Origin of the sequence: Citrobacter sp. Cpo090 (genome assembly GCF_030332665.1) — a bacterium.
Taxonomy (GTDB): domain Bacteria; phylum Pseudomonadota; class Gammaproteobacteria; order Enterobacterales; family Enterobacteriaceae; genus Citrobacter; species Citrobacter portucalensis.
The window spans coordinates 1-20077 of record NZ_JAOWHK010000038.1; the positions used below are offsets into that span (position 1 = coordinate 1).

19 protein-coding genes and 2 tRNA genes are annotated in these 20077 nt (G+C 53.2%); 12 read left to right on the forward strand and 9 right to left on the reverse strand.

Translation table 11 applies throughout. From position 1 onward, the window contains the following. The first annotated feature begins 316 nt into the window (after window positions 1–316). Window positions 317–1732: a glutamate--tRNA ligase gene (gene gltX / locus OGY83_RS22440; protein ID WP_008785393.1), complete on the forward strand. Its 1416-nt coding sequence runs from the start codon at window positions 317–319 to the stop codon at window positions 1730–1732. Window positions 1733–1788: 56 nt separating this feature from the next. On the opposite strand, the gene OGY83_RS22445 is transcribed toward gltX, so the two are convergent. Next, a complete protein-coding gene (locus OGY83_RS22445) occupies window positions 1789–2181 on the reverse strand; it encodes a MerR family transcriptional regulator (RefSeq protein ID WP_079939128.1) in 393 nt (130 codons plus the stop codon). A 1-nt stretch (window position 2182) separates the two neighbouring features. Then, window positions 2183–2545, reverse strand: coding sequence for a YfeC-like transcriptional regulator (locus OGY83_RS22450; protein ID WP_003028277.1), 363 nt, complete (start codon window positions 2543–2545; stop codon window positions 2183–2185). A gap of 221 nt (window positions 2546–2766) precedes the next feature. On the opposite strand from OGY83_RS22450, the gene OGY83_RS22455 reads away from it, so the two are divergent. Both OGY83_RS22455 and OGY83_RS22460 read left to right on the forward strand, forming a co-directional pair. Next, window positions 2767–2842 (forward strand) — tRNA-Ala (locus OGY83_RS22455). Window positions 2843–2884: 42 nt separating this feature from the next. Further along, window positions 2885–2960, forward strand: a tRNA-Ala gene (locus OGY83_RS22460). A 150-nt stretch (window positions 2961–3110) separates the two neighbouring features. Here the strand turns inward: OGY83_RS22460 and nupC are convergent. Then, window positions 3111–4313 (reverse strand): nucleoside permease NupC, encoded by a 1203-nt coding sequence (gene nupC / locus OGY83_RS22465; RefSeq protein WP_038642445.1) that lies wholly within the window; start codon window positions 4311–4313, stop codon window positions 3111–3113. A gap of 273 nt (window positions 4314–4586) precedes the next feature. On the opposite strand from nupC, the gene OGY83_RS25345 reads away from it, so the two are divergent. Beyond that, window positions 4587–4709: a hypothetical protein gene (locus OGY83_RS25345; protein ID WP_502873137.1), complete on the forward strand. Its 123-nt coding sequence runs from the start codon at window positions 4587–4589 to the stop codon at window positions 4707–4709. Then, window positions 4658–5896, forward strand: a complete 1239-nt coding sequence (locus tag OGY83_RS22470; protein WP_286636946.1) for an Nramp family divalent metal transporter — start codon at window positions 4658–4660, stop codon at window positions 5894–5896. Before OGY83_RS25345 ends, OGY83_RS22470 begins: the two co-directional genes overlap by 52 nt. 32 nt (window positions 5897–5928) lie before the next feature. On the opposite strand, the gene ypeC is transcribed toward OGY83_RS22470, so the two are convergent. Beyond that, on the reverse strand, window positions 5929–6255 hold the full coding sequence (ypeC, locus tag OGY83_RS22475) for a DUF2502 domain-containing protein YpeC (protein ID WP_003834889.1): 327 nt from the start codon (window positions 6253–6255) through the stop codon (window positions 5929–5931). A gap of 137 nt (window positions 6256–6392) precedes the next feature. Further along, window positions 6393–7382, reverse strand: coding sequence for an L-glyceraldehyde 3-phosphate reductase (gene mgrA / locus OGY83_RS22480; RefSeq protein WP_286636947.1), 990 nt, complete (start codon window positions 7380–7382; stop codon window positions 6393–6395). Between the two features lie 182 nt (window positions 7383–7564). Between mgrA and OGY83_RS22485 the strand changes: the two genes are divergently transcribed. Then, on the forward strand, window positions 7565–9217 hold the full coding sequence (locus tag OGY83_RS22485) for an alpha-keto acid decarboxylase family protein (protein ID WP_286636948.1): 1653 nt from the start codon (window positions 7565–7567) through the stop codon (window positions 9215–9217). On the opposite strand, the gene OGY83_RS22490 is transcribed toward OGY83_RS22485, so the two are convergent. Continuing rightward, window positions 9218–10453 (reverse strand): ion channel protein, encoded by a 1236-nt coding sequence (locus tag OGY83_RS22490; RefSeq protein WP_079939124.1) that lies wholly within the window; start codon window positions 10451–10453, stop codon window positions 9218–9220. A gap of 204 nt (window positions 10454–10657) precedes the next feature. Between OGY83_RS22490 and glk the strand changes: the two genes are divergently transcribed. Next, complete coding sequence (gene glk, locus OGY83_RS22495; RefSeq protein WP_079939123.1) at window positions 10658–11623, forward strand: glucokinase; 966 nt, start codon at window positions 10658–10660, stop codon at window positions 11621–11623. A 457-nt stretch (window positions 11624–12080) separates the two neighbouring features. On the opposite strand, the gene OGY83_RS22500 is transcribed toward glk, so the two are convergent. Further along, window positions 12081–12314, reverse strand: coding sequence for a hypothetical protein (locus OGY83_RS22500; protein ID WP_191228836.1), 234 nt, complete (start codon window positions 12312–12314; stop codon window positions 12081–12083). Between the two features lie 264 nt (window positions 12315–12578). On the opposite strand from OGY83_RS22500, the gene OGY83_RS22505 reads away from it, so the two are divergent. Genes OGY83_RS22505 through ptsP form a run of 5 tightly spaced genes read left to right on the forward strand, consistent with a single transcriptional unit; the run spans window position 12579 to window position 18835 of the window. After that, a complete protein-coding gene (locus tag OGY83_RS22505) occupies window positions 12579–12905 on the forward strand; it encodes a PTS fructose transporter subunit IIB (protein WP_045445832.1) in 327 nt (108 codons plus the stop codon). Between the two features lie 20 nt (window positions 12906–12925). Beyond that, window positions 12926–14173, forward strand: a complete 1248-nt coding sequence (locus OGY83_RS22510) for a PTS fructose transporter subunit IIC (RefSeq protein ID WP_286636949.1) — start codon at window positions 12926–12928, stop codon at window positions 14171–14173. A 17-nt stretch (window positions 14174–14190) separates the two neighbouring features. Continuing rightward, complete coding sequence (ypdF, locus tag OGY83_RS22515; RefSeq protein WP_286636950.1) at window positions 14191–15276, forward strand: aminopeptidase; 1086 nt, start codon at window positions 14191–14193, stop codon at window positions 15274–15276. Beyond that, window positions 15276–16316 (forward strand): aminopeptidase, encoded by a 1041-nt coding sequence (gene ypdE, locus OGY83_RS22520; protein ID WP_286636951.1) that lies wholly within the window; start codon window positions 15276–15278, stop codon window positions 16314–16316. Before ypdF ends, ypdE begins: the two co-directional genes overlap by 1 nt. A gap of 23 nt (window positions 16317–16339) precedes the next feature. Then, a complete protein-coding gene (gene ptsP / locus OGY83_RS22525) occupies window positions 16340–18835 on the forward strand; it encodes a phosphoenolpyruvate--protein phosphotransferase (RefSeq protein WP_286636952.1) in 2496 nt (831 codons plus the stop codon). 77 nt (window positions 18836–18912) lie between these two features. Here the strand turns inward: ptsP and OGY83_RS22530 are convergent, their stop codons facing one another. Beyond that, a complete protein-coding gene (locus OGY83_RS22530; RefSeq protein WP_043017101.1) occupies window positions 18913–19101 on the reverse strand; it encodes a hypothetical protein in 189 nt (62 codons plus the stop codon). 101 nt (window positions 19102–19202) lie between these two features. Then, complete coding sequence (locus OGY83_RS22535; RefSeq protein ID WP_079939118.1) at window positions 19203–20066, reverse strand: AraC family transcriptional regulator; 864 nt, start codon at window positions 20064–20066, stop codon at window positions 19203–19205. Between the last annotated feature and the right edge of the window lie 11 nt (window positions 20067–20077).

The window sequence follows — 20077 nt, forward strand, 5'->3', positions numbered from 1 at the left end:
TCGAACCGCCGACCCCCTCCTTGTAAGGGAGGTGCTCTCCCAGCTGAGCTAATCACCCCCGCTGTGTGGAGTCGCATTATAGGGAGAGTTGAAAATGAGTCAACGCATTTTCTAAAGAATTTGTTCGTTCGTCGTAAATTTAAACAAAACGATCGCAAATCAATCCATGCAGCATGATTTGTATACGAAAATGGCAAAGCGTGATGTTCCAACCTGAACAACATTGAGGAATCAGACCACAGTGATAGAATACGAGCCTGATAATCTTCCCAGGATTTGCCGGTTGTCGGCATCTTTATAAACGTAAGGCCATTTCATGAAAATCAAAACTCGCTTCGCGCCAAGCCCGACAGGTTACCTGCACGTCGGTGGTGCGCGTACTGCTCTATATTCCTGGCTTTTTGCACGTAACCATGACGGTGAGTTTGTGCTGCGTATTGAAGACACCGATCTCGAACGCTCCACTCCGGAAGCTATTGAAGCCATTATGGATGGCATGAACTGGCTGAATCTGGAATGGGATGAAGGCCCGTACTTCCAGACTAAACGTTTTGATCGCTACAACGCCGTGATTGATGAGATGCTGGAAGCCGGTACCGCGTATAAATGCTACTGCTCCAAAGAGCGTCTGGACGCACTGCGTGAAGAGCAGATGGCAAATGGTGAGAAGCCGCGTTACGACGGTCGCTGCCGCCACGGCCATGAACATCATGCTGCTGATGAACCATGCGTGGTGCGTTTTGCCAACCCGCAGGACGGATCCGTTATTTTTGACGACCAGATCCGTGGGCCGATCGAATTCAGCAACCAGGAGCTGGACGATCTGATCATCCGCCGTACCGATGGTTCCCCGACCTACAACTTCTGTGTTGTGGTCGACGACTGGGATATGGAAATCACTCACGTTATTCGTGGTGAAGACCATATCAACAACACTCCGCGTCAGATTAACATCCTGAAAGCGCTGAATGCGCCGGTGCCGGTTTATGCACACGTGTCGATGATCAACGGCGACGACGGTAAAAAACTCTCTAAACGTCACGGTGCAGTCAGCGTTATGCAGTATCGCGACGACGGTTACCTGCCGGAAGCGCTGCTGAACTATCTGGTGCGTCTGGGCTGGTCCAGCGGCGATCAGGAAATCTTCACCCGTGAAGAGATGATCAAATTGTTCTCCCTTGGTGCGGTGAGCAAGTCTGCCAGTGCGTTTAACACTGAAAAACTGCAGTGGCTGAACCATCACTACATTAATTCGCTGGCACCGGAATATGTGGCAACGCATCTGCAATGGCACATTGAGCAGGAAAATATCGATACTCGCGTCGGCCCGCAACTGTCTGAGCTGGTTAAACTGCTGGGTGAGCGCTGCAAAACGCTGAAAGAGATGGCACAGAGCTGCCGCTACTTCTACGAAGACTTTGCTGAGTTCGACGCGGATGCAGCTAAGAAACACCTTCGTCCGGTAGCGCGTCAGCCGCTGGAAGTGGTTCGCGACAAACTGGCTGCTATCAGCGAGTGGACGGCAGAAAACGTGCACCACGCGATTCAGGCGACCGCTGATGAGCTGGAAGTGGGGATGGGTAAAGTTGGGATGCCACTGCGCGTAGCCGTAACCGGCGCGGGTCAGTCTCCGGCGTTAGACGTTACAGTGCATGCGATTGGTAAATCCCGTAGCATTGAGCGTATTAATAAAGCACTGGCGTTTATTGCTGAGCGTGAAAGCCAGCAGTAAGACAGATTGACCGATGAAATTACGGCAGGAGTGCATCCTGCCGTTTTTTTTGCCTGTTATTCAGACTCATCAATACCTAAGCGGGTAAGGAAAGTGCGAATACCTTCGCGCGAAATATACATCGCGAGCTTTTCTTGTTCCGTTGGGGACATGTTGTCCAGTGCGCTAATTATCTGGCGACAGGCGTGGCTACGCACCACGTGGGTGTATTCTGCCAGCGGTTCCTCAGCCTGATAAATTTCAGGTACTTTGCGAAAAGCCGGAATATTGAGCAGAAACGTACGGACGCTGGAGTCGATATGAATCAGCCTTGCACGACCCCCTTTAACGCCGGGAAACTTTTCGGTGGTCCAGTTATGTTCTCTGATCCAACGATTGACGGTTTGTTTGGCAACCCCGAGACATTCCGCCAGTTCTTCAGTCGTCATTTTGCTGCGTAATTTTTTCATATTATTTGTTGTCGCGGATCCCTAAGCGTTGTAATAAACCCGTAATGCCTTCACGCAGGATCAGTGACGTAAACATTTTCTGTTCTGATGGTGTCATTTCTTTGGCGAGCCTAATCAGTAGAGCTTCGATAGAGGTATCGCCGGATAACGATAAATTATCTGATAAACCTTCGGCTGAACGTTCAGCACTGCGAATGTATTCACGAACTTGTTCGGTGACGTGAACCAGACGCGCTTTACCGCCCTGTACGCCTGGTTTTGGTGATGTAGCCCAGCCCTCCTTGCGCACCCATTTATTGATGGTCTGTCGGCTGTATCCGGTCAGATTAGCAAGTTCTTCTGGCGTCATCCGTTCCTTGAACATAACGATTCCCTGAATAGTCGTGGGGTTAATTAGTGGCTCATTTTATAGCACCATTTTAGTAGAAACCGTGACGCGTTTAACTACTGAATGCGAGTTGTTACGCAATGTTCTTCATTTGACTGCTTTTTCAGCGATTGAATTCTATGAGTTAATTTTGCCGTTGACACACGCGAAGGGAATTCATATGATGCCGCCCGTCAACTCGACAAGCTTTACGTAATGGGGCTATAGCTCAGCTGGGAGAGCGCTTGCATGGCATGCAAGAGGTCAGCGGTTCGATCCCGCTTAGCTCCACCAAATTTAATCCCAATAAATTTGGTACATACGTAATAGCATCGTGGGGCTATAGCTCAGCTGGGAGAGCGCTTGCATGGCATGCAAGAGGTCAGCGGTTCGATCCCGCTTAGCTCCACCAAAATTTGAACCCTCGCTGAAAAGCGGGGGTTTTTTGTTTCTTTATCCTGCCTTTTCTTACCCTGTATCTCTTCGGTTTGCTGAATAGCAGGCATAAAAAAACCGGGGAGAAGAATCTCCCCGGTCTTATCAATACGACGTTGTCTTACGCTTACAGCACCAGTGCGGCGATAGATGCAGACAGTACGCTCACCAGCGTAGAGCCGTACACCAGCTTCAGACCAAAGCGGGAAACCACGTTACCTTGCTCTTCGTTCAGACCTTTAATCGCACCGGCGATAATACCGATAGAAGAGAAGTTAGCGAAGGAGACCAGGAATACAGAGATGATACCTTCAGCGCGTGGAGAGAGCGTAGAGGCGATTTTCTGCAGGTCCATCATCGCGACGAATTCGTTGGAAACCAGTTTGGTCGCCATGATACTGCCTACCTGCAGCGCTTCGCTGGACGGCACACCCATTACCCATGCAACCGGGTAGAAGATGTAACCCAGGATGCCCTGGAAGGAGATGCTGTAGCCAAACCAGCCGGTCACGGTGGCGAACAGGGCGTTCAGGGCAGCGATCAGCGCGATGAAACCAATCAGCATCGCTGCAACGATAATTGCCACTTTGAAACCTGCCAGGATGTATTCACCCAGCATTTCGAAGAAGCTCTGGCCTTCGTGCAGGTTAGACATCTGGATGTTTTCTTCGCTGGCATCAACGGTATACGGGTTGATCAGCGACAGCACGATAAAGGTGCTGAACATGTTCAGAACCAGCGCCGCAACAACGTACTTCGGCTCCAGCATGGTCATGTACGCGCCGACGATAGACATGGAAACGGTAGACATCGCCGTTGCAGCCATGGTGTACATACGATTGCGAGACATTTTGCCGAGAATATCTTTATAGGCGATAAAGTTCTCGGACTGACCCAGGATCAGGGAGCTGACGGCGTTGAAGGATTCCAGCTTGCCCATACCGTTCACTTTGGATAACAGGAAACCAATTGCGCGGATGACAATCGGCAGAACGCGGATATGCTGCAAAATACCGATCAGGGCGGAAATGAAGACGATTGGGCACAGCACTTTCAGGAAGAAGAATGCCAGGCCTTTATCGTTCATGCTGCCGAAGACAAAGTTTGTCCCTTCATTAGCGAATCCGAGAAGTTTTTCAAACATCTCGGAGAAGCCTCTCACGAAGCCCAGACCGACATCAGAGTTCAGGAAGAACCATGCCAGTAACACTTCAATAACAAGCAATTGAATAACATAACGAATGCGGATTTTTTTACGGTCACTGCTTACCAGCAGTGCGAGTACCGCAACCACGGCAAGGGCCAGGACAAAATGAAGAACGCGGTCCATATTTGCTCCAAATATGAGGCAGGTTTAGTTTTCGTGCACATTCTATGTAACAACCATAAAGAAAACGAGATCAAACACACACTATAATAAGGACCTGTGACGAGATTCAAAATTAGTGATCGGTGATACACTTCTGTTATGTTTAGTATGGAAGTGAAAAGTTATGTCATTGTGCTAATCTCATAACAATAATTAAACATCTCACCGGTATTTCCAGAATCCTTATCGATCCATAGACAAACGCTATCAGAGAAATCAACTTCACCCATTAAAATGAATTTGATAATCATTCTCAATAGGCGTAGCTTGAAACATAGCAAAGGCTATGTTTCTGAGGCACTAAAATGGCTAACGATCGCGTTGAGAGTAGCAGTGGACGGGCAGCGCGCAAGTTGAAGCTCGCATTAATGGGACCTGCGTTCATCGCGGCGATCGGCTACATCGATCCGGGCAACTTCGCCACCAACATCCAGGCCGGGGCCAGCTTTGGCTATAAACTGTTGTGGGTGGTGGTCTGGGCAAATCTGATGGCGATGCTGATCCAGGTGCTGTCGGCAAAGCTTGGCATTGCCACGGGTAAAAACCTGGCGGAGCAAATTCGCGATCACTATCCTCGTCCAGTGGTGTGGTTCTACTGGGTGCAGGCCGAAATTATCGCCATGGCGACGGACCTTGCTGAATTCATTGGCGCCGCGATTGGTTTCAAGTTGATCCTCGGTGTGTCGTTATTGCAGGGGGCTGTGCTCACCGGTATTGCGACTTTTTTGATTCTGATGCTACAACGCCGTGGGCAAAAGCCGCTGGAAAAAGTGATTGGCGGCTTGCTGCTGTTTGTGGCTGCGGCTTACATTGTGGAACTGATCTTTTCCCAGCCGAACTTCGCGCAGCTTAGCAAGGGAATGGTTATCCCGAGCCTGCCTAATTCCGAAGCGGTGTTCCTGGCCGCTGGCGTGCTCGGTGCGACTATCATGCCACACGTCATTTATCTGCACTCTTCCTTAACCCAGCATCTGCACGGCGGAACACGTCAACAGCGCTATGCGGCCACGAAATGGGATGTGGCTATCGCCATGACGATTGCTGGATTTGTCAATCTGGCGATGATGGCGACGGCTGCCGCTGCATTTCATTTTAGCGGGCATACCGGTATTGCCGATCTCGATCAGGCGTATCTGACCCTTGAACCGCTGTTGAGTCACGCTGCGGCGACGGTATTCGGTTTAAGCCTGGTGGCCGCGGGACTTTCTTCTACCGTGGTCGGTACGCTGGCGGGGCAGGTGGTGATGCAAGGGTTTATCCGCTTTCACATTCCGCTATGGGTACGCCGCACTGTCACCATGATGCCATCATTTATTGTGATTCTGATGGGATTAGATCCGACGCGTATTCTGGTGATGAGCCAGGTGTTGCTCAGTTTTGGTATTGCGCTGGCGCTGGTGCCGCTACTGATCTTCACCAGCAACAGTCAGCTGATGGGCGATTTGGTCAATACCCGATGGGTAAAACAGATAGGCTGGGTGATTGTTGTGCTGGTGGTGGCGCTCAATATCTGGTTGTTGGTAGGAACCGCACTCGGTTTGTAAAAACAAAAGGGCCCACAGGCCCTTTTGTTACATTAATGATGATGTTTGTGGCCACGCCCGCGACCGCGATGGTCGTCACGGTCGTTCCAGCCTTCACGGTAGCCGCGCTCGTAAGCTTTGCGTTTGTCCCAGCCACGATGGTAGCCGTTGTCATGACGCCACCAGCGATTTTTGCGCCACTCATAATTATGGTGCCAGTAATCCCGGTCGCGCCAGCGCCCGCCATCCCAGTAGTTACCGTAGTTATCGCGATCGCCAATTTGTAATTTTATTGATGGCAGCAGGGTGATTTCGCCAGCGTTCGCGGCCAGCGGTGTAAAAGCCAATAAGACTGCCGCCAGAATCAGTGACCTGAACATGTTTTCTCTCCTTCACGATCGAGCCGTAGCCGGCCTGTTAACGCAATATTACGGGGCAGTAAAGCCCCGTTTCATCGCCTTAACTCTTAAATCGTAAATGAGAGCACTTTTTGTTAATAAATGTGTCTTTATTTCAATCAACTCAGAATAGCATCAATCTCCGCGCACTCTTCAGACGTAAAGTGACGGTTTGCCAGCATACCGACAGCGTCTTCAATCTGCGCCGTTTTACTCGCGCCAATCAGCACTGACGTGACTTTGTCATCCCGTAACACCCATGCCAGCGCCATCTGGGAAAGCTTTTGTCCGCGTCGCTCTGCCAGCGCGTTCAGCGCTCGCACTTTTTCCAGTTTTTGTGGAGTGATCTGGTCCGGATTCAGAAAGCGGCTGGTGCTTGCCGCACGAGAATCCGCAGGAATGCCGTTCAGATAGCGGTCGGTTAACTGTCCGCCAGCCAGCGGTGAGAAGGCGATACTGCCGACACCTTTTTCCTGTAATAACGACAGCAGACCGCTTTCGACCCAACGTTCAAACATGGAATATTTGGGCTGGTGAATAAGGCATGGCGTACCTAAATCGTCGAGTATTTCAATCGCCTGCCTGGCAAGATCTGCCGGATAGTTAGACAACCCGACGTACAGCGCTTTGCCCTGACGGACGATGTGATCCAGTGCGCGCATGGTTTCTCTGAGCGGTGTTTCAGGGGCTGGGCGATGGTGATAGAAGATATCGACATATTCCAGCCCCAGACGCTTCAGGCTTTGATCGAGACTGGCAATCAGATATTTGCGTGAACCCCAGTCACCGTAGGGACCTTCCCACATGGTGTAGCCCGCTTTAGTGGAGATAATAAGCTCATCTCGCCACGGTAAAAAATCTTCCTGCAGGATCCGACCAAAATTCCGTTCTGCCGAACCCGGCGGTGGACCATAATTATTTGCCAGATCAAAATGGTTGATCCCCAGATCGAATGCGCGCTGTAACAATGCCCGACTGTTCTCGACCTGGGTGGTATCGCCAAAATTGTGCCACAAACCCAGAGAGACAATTGGGAGCTTAAGGCCGCTCTGACCGCAGCGGCGGTACTCCATTGTCTGGTAACGATTTTCATCAGCCTGATAAGCCATGTAGCCCCCTGTAGGATAACGTGTATCATTGAGTGTATACGTTTACACAAAGCAGACTGCAATGAATTATTAATCGTCAAAACTGTACATCTTGCTTTCCACCCCTTCACAGCGACTTTCCTGGACAGTCATCACAGTTCTTCGATACTCAACATGAGGTTACCGTCAGAAGGATAGCTGTCATGCAAACCCCGTATTCCGTTGCTGATTACCTGCTGGACAGGCTGGCAGGCTGTGGCGTCGGCCATCTCTTTGGTGTGCCGGGCGATTATAATTTGCAGTTTCTTGACCACGTGATTGAACATCCCAACGTATGTTGGGTCGGGTGTGCGAATGAATTGAATGCGGCTTATGCGGCAGATGGCTATGCCCGGGTATCCGGGGTAGGGGCGCTGCTCACCACGTTTGGTGTGGGGGAGTTAAGCGCAATTAACGGTATCGCGGGTAGCTATGCGGAATATGTTCCTGTTTTGCATATTGTCGGCGCACCCTGTCGCGGCGCGCAGCGTCGCGGAGAGTTGATGCATCACACTTTGGGTGACGGTGACTTTCAGCATTTTTACCGCATGCAGCAGGCGGTAACAACGGCCAGCGCGATACTGGATGAACAAAATGCCTGCTATGAAATTGACCGCGTGCTGCGAACGATGCTTACCGAACGCAGGCCGGGTTATCTGATGTTACCTGCTGATGTAGCAAAACAGCCCGCCACGCCACCGAATGACATCCTGATTGTTCCTCTCAGCGAGCCTGAAAGCAGTGTGGCAGAAGCGTTTCGCTTCCATGCCCGCGAGCGGCTGCTGGATAGCCCGCGCGTAGCACTGCTGGCGGATTTTCTCGCGCTGCGTTTTGGCCTGCAGCCAGTTTTACAGCGCTGGATGGCGGAAACGCCGATAGCTCATGCCACGCTGTTGATGGGCAAAGGACTGTTTGATGAGCGTCATCCGGCGTTTGTCGGCACGTACAGCGCGGGAGCCAGCAGCGATTATGTACGTCAGGCGATAGAAGATGCCGATACGATAATGTGTGTCGGTACGCAATTTGTCGACACTCTGACTGCTGGGTTTACGCAACAGTTACCGCAGGACCGCACCATTGAGGTTCAGCCTCATGCGTCACGAATTGGAGCGCACTGGTTTAACATCCCGATGGAGCAGGCGGTCACCACATTACGTGAGCTGTGCCTGGAAATGTCGTTTTCTCTACCGCCAGAACGTCCGCCACTTGGGCGTGTTCAGGTTGAGAAGGGCCCACTAACGCAGGAAAACTTCTGGCACACGGTGCAGCAGTTTCTGAAGCCTGATGACATTATCCTCGTCGATCAGGGGACCGCCGCCTTTGGCGCGGCTGCGCTCTCGCTACCTTGCGGGGCGGAAGTGCTGGTTCAACCGCTGTGGGGATCTATCGGCTACGCGCTCCCGGCGGCATTCGGCGCGCAAACGGCCTGTCCGGACCGTCGGGTGATCCTGATTATTGGTGATGGCGCGGCGCAGCTCACCATTCAGGAGCTGGGCTCCATGCTCAGAGACGGGCAATCACCCGTTATTCTACTGCTCAACAATGACGGTTATACCGTGGAACGGGCCATACACGGGGCAAATCAGCGCTATAACGACATCGCGGCCTGGAGCTGGACGTTGGTGCCGCAGGCGTTTAGTCGTGAATGTCAGGCCGAATGCTGGCGGGTGATGCAGGCGGTACAGCTGGAAGAAGTACTGGTCCGGCTGTCCCATCCGCAACGACTGTCGTTAATTGAGGTGGTGCTACCGAAAGCCGATCTTCCTGAATTATTGCGCACGGTGACCCGTGCGCTGGAATCTCGCAACGGCGGATAGCTATTTATCAGGGCGCTCAGCGACCATCATCGGTTTGCCTGCCAGCAGCAGCCAGGCGGGCAGCATGACGATGCACAGCAGCGGCAGCAGGGTGGAATCTGGCACCACCACTGCTGCCATAAACAGGCTCAGCCAGGCGTCACGGGTGACGACGAGCACCAGTCCAAGGATCGCGCAGGAAACCGTGATGGCTGCTGGCACAGCTTCAACGTGAGCGTGCAGCATCAGGCCAAGCGCGACGCCAACAAATACCGCTGGGAAGATTCGCCCACCGCGAAAACCACTCGCTGCTGCAACCACTAACGCCGCCAGCTTAATGACGGCGAGCATGAAATAATCTGATGTCCCCAGCGTCTGGCTAAACGCCATCTGCTGCATTTCGTCCAGTCCCTTAAATAAGGTAAGCGGCCCACCAATAACGCCCAAAATGCCGAGTATGAAACCGCCAACCCCAAGGATCAGGACTGGGTGTTTTAATCGATGCATTAAATGATGCAAACGCGGCAGACACCAGACAGCTATCATCCCGGCAGCAATGGCGATAGCGGCAACAACCGCGCCGCTGAGAATATCGACCAGATGCATCTGCGTGTAGTGCGCGATGGGCAGTGAAAAATGAGGGTGGAAAAACAGGCTGGTGGTCAGAGAACCTGCGGCGGCGGCCATTAACGGCGCAAACAGGCGATCCCACAAGGGCACATCGTTTGAGCTATTCAGTGTTTGTGAAAATATCAGCGCGGCGGCAACGGGGGTGCCAAAAAGCGCGCCGATGGTGCCGGCAGAGGCGAGAATGGTCCAGTCCAGTTTCGCAATGCGGGGAAACATGCGGCTACCAAGTGCCACTGCCAGCGCGATATTTACGGTCATGATCGGGTGTTCCGGACCCAGACTGACGCCACCCGCGAGGCCAAGGATAAGCGCTGCCAGCAGGCCCGGTATTGCTGATGTTGGCACCGGCATACCAATTAACGGTTCACAGGCCGGATCCGGGCCAGCGTGGCCATGACTGTAGCGGATAACTAACCCGACCATGATCCCCGTGAGCGTCAGCATACCGATAATCCAGACCGGAGAGTCCTGGGCTATACCAATGCTAACGGGCAGGCGCTCCCACAAAAACTGCTGTAAAACGGAAGCCACTTTCATCACAACGATCAACACCAGGCTGGACGCTATGCCAATGATTAGCGCTGGAGTTGATAGCAAGAGCATCGTTCTGGCTCGCGGATGGAGCATTTTCTATTCCTTAAAACAGAGTCATAGACATAGTTTGCACAGCCAGCCTGACGGCATCGCTGCAAATGATGCTGAAACGATAAAGTAATTGTGTGATCTGGATCGATTTTCCACGGGCGTCAGCCTTCAGACCGTTGTTGTTATGTCCCCATGAATTTACAGTGTGGCAAAGATTTATTCTGACTTTAGCGGAGCAGTGGAAGAATGACAAAATATGCTTTAGTAGGTGATGTTGGCGGCACCAACGCGCGTCTTGCTCTGTGCGATATTTCCAGTGGCGAGATTTCGCAGGCAAAAACCTATTCCGGGCTGGATTACCCAAGCCTCGAAGCGGTGGTGCGCGTGTACCTGGATGAGCATAGCGTCAGCGTCGAAGATGGCTGCATTGCCATTGCCTGTCCGATCACCGGCGACTGGGTGGCAATGACCAACCATACCTGGGCATTTTCTATTGCTGAGATGAAAAAAAATCTGGGCTTCAGCCATCTGGAAATCATCAATGATTTCACCGCTGTGTCGATGGCGATCCCGATGCTGAAAAAAGAGCATTTAATCCAGTTTGGCGGCGCGGAACCTATTGAAGGTAAACCGATTGCTGTCTATGGCGCAGGAACCGGACTCGGCGTGGCGCATCTGGTGCACGTGGATAAACGCTGGGTAAGCCTGCCCGGTGAAGGCGGCCACGTGGATTTTGCGCCTAACAGTGAGGAAGAGGGAATTATCCTTGAGGTTCTGCGCGCGGAAATAGGTCACGTGTCCGCAGAACGCGTGCTGTCCGGTCCGGGACTGGTGAATCTGTATCGCGCTATCGTCAAATCAGACGGGCGCTTGCCAGAAAATCTGCAGCCGAAGGATATCACCGCACGGGCGCTGGAAGATTCCTGCATTGACTGTCGCCGTGCGCTGTCGCTGTTCTGCGTCATCATGGGACGTTTTGGTGGCGATCTGGCGTTAACGCTGGGCACGTTTGGTGGCGTGTACATCGCCGGGGGGATCGTGCCACGCTTCCTCGACTTCTTTAAAGCGTCGGGCTTCCGCGGTGGTTTTGAAGATAAAGGACGTTTTAAAGCCTACGTACAAGACATCCCGGTGTATCTGATTGTGCATGACAACCCAGGCCTGCTTGGGTCCGGTGCGCATTTGCGTCAGACGTTGGGTCATATTTTGTAAGGCCAATGCCGGATGTCATTTAGCGATCATCCGGCCCATACATCCCATAAAACCGCGCTTCTGACGTAATGCCGATCAGTTAACGACGAGCAATAGTTGTAACGATACCTAAAAGCGGCATATCCGGAGGTAATGAATTTGTTGCCCCCGGTATTTGTTACGTTCACCTTATATTTTTCACTTCTCTGAAACGATCAATCCCAGTGAACGTGTTAAGGGTACTATCGCCGTACCCTTAACAATCCCGGCTCCCGGCGGGAAAATTGTTGCTGCGCAATACCCTCCGCTTATTCCTTCAGGCTACCGGGCCGGGTGCGAGGTAGCGTCCATGCAAAGCGCGCCCTTAGCCAGCATCCATGCTGGCTCTCCCGGCCTTACGGAAACACGTCGGCAATTTTCAGCCGGACCAGCCCGCACCTGACCATCTGCGTTTTTTGTTTAAACAGCAAAACGGATTTCACTGGAAGTCAGAGAGTTGAAGCGATGACCCCGGTCCGGCTGAAAATCGATGAGGCGTTGACGGCTGACCGGGGCTGCCCGCAGGGATGCGGGCAGAGGGGATGGCCTGCAGGGATGCAGGCTCGGCCCCGACCCGACAGGCAGACGGCACAAGACGAATAACTCGCGCAGCGACGATTTTCCCGCCGGGAGCCTGGGTTGCAAGGGAGGCGGCGGTGAGCCTCCCTTGCACGTTCACAGGTACCTGTGCTTCAGAAAAGTTCAAAGCTGAAGTGAACGGAATCCTGACTCGGAATCACATGTTCTCCATAATGCTTAACTGGCAAGCATTACGCTCCTGACGCGGTTTTTTTATGCCTGCCGCCTACCTTTCCGACCTTCGTCACATTTCCGAATGACGGGATTAATTGTCCAGTAAAAGCATTATTTGTCTGATAACGGTTGTTACTTTCCCCGGACCATAATTTCACTCGTTAACTATTACGAGGAAATGATTATGAGCAAAAAACTGATTGCCGTCTGCGCGTGCCCAATGGGCCTGGCCCACACCTTTATGGCGGCTCAGGCGCTGGAAGAAGCGGCTGTTGAAGCGGGTTATGAAGTGAAAATTGAAACTCAGGGCGCGGACGGAATTCAAAATCGTCTGACGGCGCAGGATATCGCAGAGGCGACGTTAATCATCCACTCTGTGGCTGTTACTCCAGAAGATAACGAGCGTTTTGAGACGCGTGACGTCTACGAAATTACGTTACAGGACGCGATAAAAAATGCGGCCGGCATCATTAAAGAGATCGAAGAGATGGTTGCCGCTGAACAACAATAATCATCGACAGGGAATTACGTATGGCCATTAAAAAACGCAGTGCAACCGTTGTGCCTGGCGCATCTGGTGCGGCAGCGGCAATAAAAAATCCACCGGCCTCCCGCAATAGCTTCTGGGGCGAACTTCCGCAGCATGTGATGTCCGGTATTTCGCGCATGGTGCCGACGTTAATTATGGGTGGGGTTATTCTCGCCTTCTCGCAACTGATCGCCTATAGCTGGCTCGATATTCCTGCTGACACAGGCATCATGGATGCGCTGAACAGCGGAAAATTTACTGGTTTTAATCTCTCATTGCTGAAGTTTGCCTGGCTGTCGCAATCTTTTGGCGGCGTGCTGTTTGGCTTTGCTATCCCGATGTTTGCCGCGTTTGTCGCTAATTCTATCGGCGGCAAGCTGGCATTTCCGGCGGGGTTCATCGGCGGGCTAATGTCTACTCAGCCCACGCAGATGCTGAATTTTGACCCCGCGACGCTGCAATGGGCAACCAGTGCTCCCGTACCGTCAACCTTTATTGGCGCGCTGATTATCTCGATTGTCGCCGGGTATCTGGTGAAGTGGATGAACCAAAAAATCCAGCTGCCTGATTTCCTGCTGGCGTTCAAAACCACTTTTTTACTGCCCATTCTTTCCGCTATTTTCGTCATGCTGGCGATGTACTACGTGATCACGCCGTTTGGTGGCTGGATCAACGGCGGGATCCGTACTCTGCTGACGGCGGCTGGCGAGAAAGGCACCCTGATGTATGCGATGGGTATTTCCGCGGCAACGGCGATTGACCTTGGTGGCCCAATCAATAAAGCAGCAGGTTTTGTCGCCTTCAGCTTTACCACCGATCACGTTCTACCGGTTACCGCGCGTTCTATTGCGATTGTCATTCCTCCGATTGGTCTTGGGCTGGCCACGCTTATTGATCGTCGCTTAACCGGCAAACGTCTGTTCAGCGCACAACTCTACCCGCAGGGAAAAACGGCGATGTTCCTCGCGTTTATGGGCATCAGCGAAGGGGCGATCCCATTTGCGCTGGAAAGCCCCATCACGGCAATTCCTTCCTATATGGTTGGTGCCATTGTCGGATCGACGGCTGCCGTCTGGCTGGGGGCGGTGCAGTGGTTCCCTGAATCGGCTATCTGGGCGTGGCCGCTGGTTACTAACCTCGGCATCTATATGGCGGGGATCCTGTTAGGCGCGGTGATTACGGCGCTGATGGTGGTGTTCCTGCGCAACATGATGTATCGCAAAGGCAAATTGCTGATTGAAAGTCTCTGATTAAAAGGATTGTGACCATGAGCTTACTTGCCTCGCTGCGCGACTGGCTAACGGCGCAACATCTTGATGCGATGCTGCTGTCATCGCGGCAGAACAAACAGCCGCATATGGGGATTTCCAGCAGTTCAGGGTTTGTGTTTATCAGCCACAAAAGTGCGCATATCCTGGTCGATGCCCGTTACTACACCGATGTCGCCACGCGTACTCAGGGCTATCAGATCCATCTACTCGATGGAACACAGACGCTGTATTCGCAGGTGAATCACATCATTGCGAACGAAAAGCTGCAGACGGTGGGATTCGAAGGTGAGCAGGTAAGCTGGGAAACGGCGAATGCGTGGTCGGGCAAACTGTGCGCCCGATTAGTGAGCGCCGTGCCGGACGTACTCCGGCAGGTGAAAACGGCGCAGGAGATAGCCTGCATCCGCGAAGCCTGTCGGATAGCCGACCTTAGCGCTGAACATATACGCCGCTTTATTCAACCTGGTCTCAGTGAGCGCGAAATTGCCGCTGAACTGGAGTGGTTTATGCGCACGCTCGGCGCAGACAAAGCCTCTTTTGACACCATTGTCGCCAGCGGCTGGCGCGGTGCGCTGCCGCACGGTAAAGCCAGCGATAAACGTGTTGAGGCGGGTGAGTTCATTACGCTGGATTTTGGCGCACAGTATCAGGGCTATTGTTCGGATATGACGCGAACCTTTCGCATCCCCGACGCCAACCTGCCAGCGGAAGAAAGCGCCCTGTTTGCCGTGTATCAGATTGTCCTGGCGGCGCAGCGTGCAGCGGTGTTGGCTATTCGACCAGGCGCGCGTTGCAATGAGGTGGATGCCGCAGCCAGGCGGGTTATTACGCAGGCGGGCTATGGCGATGCGTTTGGCCACAATACCGGACACGCTATTGGCATTGAGGTGCATGAAAACCCACGTTTTTCCCCTGATGACAAAACGACTCTGGCGGTTGGCATGCTGCTCACCGTTGAGCCGGGTATTTATCTGCCGGGGCAGGGTGGAGTACGTATTGAGGATGTGGTGCTGGTTACGCCAGACGGCGGAGAGGTGCTCTACACCATGGCGAAAACATTGTTACACACGGGAGAGGCGTAATGGACTTATCGCTACTGAAAGCGCTGAGCGAGGCGGATGCGATCGCTTCTTCAGAACAAGAAGTGCGTCAGATCCTGCTTGAAGAGGCGGATCGTATGCATAAAGAGGTGCGTTTTGATGGCCTGGGATCGGTGCTGATCCGTCTGAATGAATCAACCGGTCCGAAGGTGATGATCTGCGCGCATATGGATGAAGTGGGATTTATCGTACGCAGCATTTCCAGCGAAGGAGCGATCGATGTATTGCCGGTGGGAAATGTGCGTATGGCGGCCAGACAATTGCAGCCGGTGCGGATTACCACCCGTGAAGAGAGCAAAATTCCCGGTCTGCTTGATGGAGAGCGAAGCGGTAATGAGGTCAGCGCCCTGCGGGTAGACATTGGCGCGCGATCTTATGACGAGGTACTTCAGGCTGGCGTACGTCCTGGCGATCGCGTCACCTTTGACACAACTTTTCAGGTTTTGCCGCATCAGCGAGTCATGGGCAAAGCCTTTGATGACCGACTTGGATGTTATTTGCTGGTGGCGCTACTGCGCGAATGGCATGACGCAACTCTCCCTTGTGAGGTCTGGTTGGTAGCCAGTTCCAGTGAAGAAGTAGGACTGCGCGGAGGGCAAACAGCAGCACGGGCAGTTGCACCGGATGTGGCGATCGTGCTGGATACCGCCTGTTGGGCCAAAAACTTTGATTATGGTGCGGCCAACCATCGGCAGCCTGGTAAAGGCCCAATGCTGGTGTTAAGCGATAAATCGCTGATTGCACCACCAAAGCTGACGGCGTGGGTGGAAAGCATGGCCGCTGATGCGGGGATTTCCTTGCAGCTCGACATGTTCAGTAACGGTGGCACCGACGGTGGGGCTGTGCACGTAAGCGGCACGGGGATCCCTACGGTTGTCATGGGGCCCGCCACGCGGCATGGGCACTGCGCGGCATCGATTGCTGACTGTCGTGACATTATTCAGACCCAGCAGTTGTTGTCGGCTCTTATTTCACATCTTACGTGCGAAACTGTGGCTCATCTGACGGATTTCAGGTGCTGATTTCGCGCTAATCAGGAGTTGTTATGCTAACGATTCAATTTCTTTGCCCGTTACCCAATGGTCTGCATGCTCGTCCGGCGTGGGAGCTGAAAGAGCAGTGCAGCCAGTGGCAAAGTGAGGTGATATTTATTAACCATCGCCAGAATGCGAAGGCGGATGCGAAAAGCTCGTTGGCGCTGATTGGCACCGGGACGCTGTTTAACGACAGCTGTAGCTTAACCATCACCGGTCGCGATGAAGAACAGGCTCGGCGAGTGCTGGAGGAGTATCTCCAGCACCGGTTTATTGACAGTGATAGCGTTCAACCGACTCCGGAGGAACTGGCGGCACATCCGTTGCCACGTTCGCTGATTCGTCTCAATCCAGACCTTCTTTATGGCACTGTGCTGGCAGGGGGCGTGGGGGCAGGTACGCTCACGCTTTGGCAGAGCGATAATCTGGAAAGCTATCGCGCCATTGCAGCGAGTGCGGAAGACAACACCCGGCTGGAACACAGTCTGGCGACGCTTGCCGAACAGCTCAATCAACAACTGCGCGAGCGCGACGGCGAGAGTAAAACCATCCTCAGCGCGCATCTGTCTCTGATTCAGGACGACGAGTTTGCCGGGAATATTCGCCGCTTAATGCTGGAGCAGCATCTGGGGTTGGGGGCCGCAATCGTCGTCAATATGAAACAGGTGTGCGATAAGCTGTCGGCCTCCGGTAGCGATTATCTGCGCGAGCGTGTCAGTGATATCCGTGATATCAGCGAACAGCTGCTGCACATCACCTGGCCTGAAAGACGTCCGCGCAATGCGCTGGTGCTGAATAAGCCGACGATTCTGGTCGCTGAGGATTTGACGCCCAGCCAGTTTTTAAGCCTCGATTTGCAGCATCTGTCTGGCATGATCCTGGAGAAAACAGGGCGCACTTCACATACCCTGATTCTCGCTCGTGCATCTGCTATTCCTGTGCTTAGCGGCTTGCCGCTGGAGGCTATTAGCCGCTATGCAGGGCAGCCTGCGGTACTGGATGCTCGCTGTGGGGTACTGGCCATCAATCCGGACGATGCAGTTCGCGGCTATTACGCGATTGCGCAGAAGCTGGCCGATGAATGCCAGCGGCGGCAGGCGCTTGATGCCGCCCAGCCCGCGTTGACCAAAGATAATCAACGTATTGATGTTGCGGCTAATATCGGCACCGCGCTCGAAGCGCCGGGTGCATTTGCCAATGGTGCGGAAGGGATTGGGCTGTTTCGTACTGAAATGCTGTTTATGGACCGCGACAGCGCTCCTGACGAGCAGGAACAGTTTGAAGCTTACCAGCAGGTTTTATTGGCCGCAGGCGACAAGCCGGTTATCTTTCGCACCATGGATATCGGTGGTGATAAGAATATCCGCTATCTCAATATTCCGCAGGAAGATAACCCGTTCCTCGGCTACCGTGCGGTGCGGATTTATCCGGAGTTTGCCGGACTGTTTCGTACCCAACTGCGTGCCATCCTACGTGCGGCGACCTTCGGTAACGCGCAGCTGATGATCCCGATGGTGCACAGCCTTGACCAGATTTTGTGGGTAAAAAGCGAACTGCAAAAAGCGCTGGTGGCGCTGAAAGCGGACGGTTTACGTCATGCGCCGACAATCTCATTGGGGATTATGGTTGAAGTCCCTTCGGTGTGTTACATCATCGACCATTTCTGCGACGAGGTGGATTTCTTCAGTATTGGTTCAAACGACATGACCCAGTACCTGTACGCCGTCGATCGCAATAATCCACGCGTTTCGCCGCTATACAACCCGATTACGCCGTCGTTCCTGCGTATGTTGCAGCAAATTGTTCGCGTGGCGCACGAACGCGGTAAATGGGTGGGGATTTGTGGAGAACTGGGCGGCGAAGGACGCTATTTACCGTTTCTGCTGGGTTTAGGACTCGATGAGCTAAGTATGAGTAGTCCACGCATTCCGGCAGTAAAAAGTCAGCTTCGTCAACTGAACAGCCAGGCATGCCGCGAGCTCGCCATGCAGGCCTGCGAGTGCCGTAGCGCTCAGGAGATTGAAGATCTGCTGAATCAATTTGCACCGCAGAAAGATGTGCGTCCGCTGCTGGCGCTGGAGAATATCTTTGTTGGTGAGTCTCTGAGCAACAAAGAGCAGGTGATCCAGTTTCTGTGCGGTAATCTTGGGGTAAACGGACGCACTGAACATCCGTTTGAACTGGAAGAGGATGTCTGGCAGCGTGAAGAGATAGTTACCACTGCCGTCGGTTTTGGGGTGGCAATTCCGCACACGAAATCCCAGTGGATCCGCCATTCCAGCATCAGCATTGCCCGGCTTGCTCAGCCCGTTGACTGGCAGTCTGAGATGGGCGAGGTGGAACTGGTTATCATGCTGACGCTGGGTGCCGATGAAGGCATTAACCACGTGAAGGTCTTCTCGCAGCTGGCGCGTAAGCTGGTGAACAAGCAGTTCCGCCAGTCGTTGTTTGCCGCTGAAGATGCCGACGGTATTCTGGCGCTGCTGGAGGCGGAACTGACGTTTTAAGCTTCACTGAAAGAACGCTATCCAGCCTGTGGCGTTGTGGTTGCAGGCTGGGTAAACGCTACCGAAAAGTGAAATCATCAATGCGGCGCGTTGTGCCCCGGCAGCTTCCCGGCTCTTAACAGTTTCATCTCTTGCTTGCAGAGCAGAACCACCGCCTGGCGACCTTTAACACGGCGGGAGGTGAGGGCTCTTTTCACGGTCTGACGATCCGCACCTGATTCCAGCATTTGAAAACACATCAGGGAGAGTGCACGTCTGTTTTTCATCGCATATTCACTTTATCGAGTAAGCCAGTAGGATTTGGCTAAAGGCCGCTATTTTACAACGAAGCAAACGGATATGACTAACAGCGTGGGTGTTGTCTCACTTAACGCGCTGACTGAAAGCGTGCGCCGTACTCTCCGGGCGTCAGGCCAAACTGACGTCGGAACAGGCGGCAGAAATAATCACTGTCCTGATATCCACACCGTTGTGCGACTTCGCTAATCGACAGATGGTATTTCTGTAAGATGATGCGTGCCTTCGCCATTCTGACCCACCGCAGATACTCGACGAACCCCATGGTGCCGTGCTGGGCAAACACTTTTGACAGGTGATTGGGTGTGATATTAAAAAACTGCGCCACGCTTTCCCGGGTCAGCGGTTGAGCATAGTTATCCTGTACCCAATTACACATACTGTGATAGAGAAATTCAGCGCGCGGACGCTCTGCGTCAGGGCGGGTATTGACCACACTACGACACAGATGCAGCAGGCTAAGCACCAGAGGCTGAATAATATCCTGGGCCTGAGGAGAGCGGCTTAAATGGGTTAATGCGGTGAGCATCGCCTCGCCTTCGCCGCGCTGCGGATGCGGTAGCTCAATACGGCGAACTGGACGTAACAGAGATGCGGTTCGGTTATCGTAAAAAGAGAGTCCCAGCCATGCCGGAGAAAACACCAGGCTTAGTAGCATCACGGGTTTATCGCTGCCGGGCAGATTGGCAGCTTTCGCCGGGATAAACAGCATCTCTCCTTCTGGCAGACTATGCTGCTGTTTTTCCAGCCGGTTGCTGTATTCCCCACGCAGCACGATATCGAGGCGCGGGAGGTCAATACATAAACTACCGGTCGGTAGTGTGGTGGGCTGGGTTGCGAACCACACGCGCCCCAGACGCTGTGGGTTTAACACCAGGCCGCTGAACAGATCGGCGAAAAACTGTTGGTCTGCGGGTAGGCCTGGCTCTTTCATCGTTCTTTCTC

Excerpts from the sequence above, each read along its gene's own strand:
- gltX (WP_008785393.1), top strand. The coding sequence starts at position 317 with ATGAAAATCAAAACTCGCTTCGCGCCAAGCCCGACAGGTTACCTGCAC.
- OGY83_RS22445 (WP_079939128.1), bottom strand. The coding sequence starts at position 2,181 with ATGAAAAAATTACGCAGCAAAATGACGACTGAAGAACTGGCGGAATGT.
- OGY83_RS22450 (WP_003028277.1), bottom strand. The coding sequence starts at position 2,545 with ATGTTCAAGGAACGGATGACGCCAGAAGAACTTGCTAATCTGACCGGA.
- nupC (WP_038642445.1), bottom strand. The coding sequence starts at position 4,313 with ATGGACCGCGTTCTTCATTTTGTCCTGGCCCTTGCCGTGGTTGCGGTA.
- OGY83_RS25345 (WP_502873137.1), top strand. The coding sequence starts at position 4,587 with ATGAATTTGATAATCATTCTCAATAGGCGTAGCTTGAAACATAGCAAA.
- OGY83_RS22470 (WP_286636946.1), top strand. The coding sequence starts at position 4,658 with ATGGCTAACGATCGCGTTGAGAGTAGCAGTGGACGGGCAGCGCGCAAG.
- ypeC (WP_003834889.1), bottom strand. The coding sequence starts at position 6,255 with ATGTTCAGGTCACTGATTCTGGCGGCAGTCTTATTGGCTTTTACACCG.
- mgrA (WP_286636947.1), bottom strand. The coding sequence starts at position 7,382 with ATGGCTTATCAGGCTGATGAAAATCGTTACCAGACAATGGAGTACCGC.
- OGY83_RS22485 (WP_286636948.1), top strand. The coding sequence starts at position 7,565 with ATGCAAACCCCGTATTCCGTTGCTGATTACCTGCTGGACAGGCTGGCA.
- OGY83_RS22490 (WP_079939124.1), bottom strand. The coding sequence starts at position 10,453 with ATGCTCCATCCGCGAGCCAGAACGATGCTCTTGCTATCAACTCCAGCG.
- glk (WP_079939123.1), top strand. The coding sequence starts at position 10,658 with ATGACAAAATATGCTTTAGTAGGTGATGTTGGCGGCACCAACGCGCGT.
- OGY83_RS22505 (WP_045445832.1), top strand. The coding sequence starts at position 12,579 with ATGAGCAAAAAACTGATTGCCGTCTGCGCGTGCCCAATGGGCCTGGCC.
- OGY83_RS22510 (WP_286636949.1), top strand. The coding sequence starts at position 12,926 with ATGGCCATTAAAAAACGCAGTGCAACCGTTGTGCCTGGCGCATCTGGT.
- ypdF (WP_286636950.1), top strand. The coding sequence starts at position 14,191 with ATGAGCTTACTTGCCTCGCTGCGCGACTGGCTAACGGCGCAACATCTT.
- ypdE (WP_286636951.1), top strand. The coding sequence starts at position 15,276 with ATGGACTTATCGCTACTGAAAGCGCTGAGCGAGGCGGATGCGATCGCT.
- ptsP (WP_286636952.1), top strand. The coding sequence starts at position 16,340 with ATGCTAACGATTCAATTTCTTTGCCCGTTACCCAATGGTCTGCATGCT.
- OGY83_RS22530 (WP_043017101.1), bottom strand. The coding sequence starts at position 19,101 with ATGAAAAACAGACGTGCACTCTCCCTGATGTGTTTTCAAATGCTGGAA.
- OGY83_RS22535 (WP_079939118.1), bottom strand. The coding sequence starts at position 20,066 with ATGAAAGAGCCAGGCCTACCCGCAGACCAACAGTTTTTCGCCGATCTG.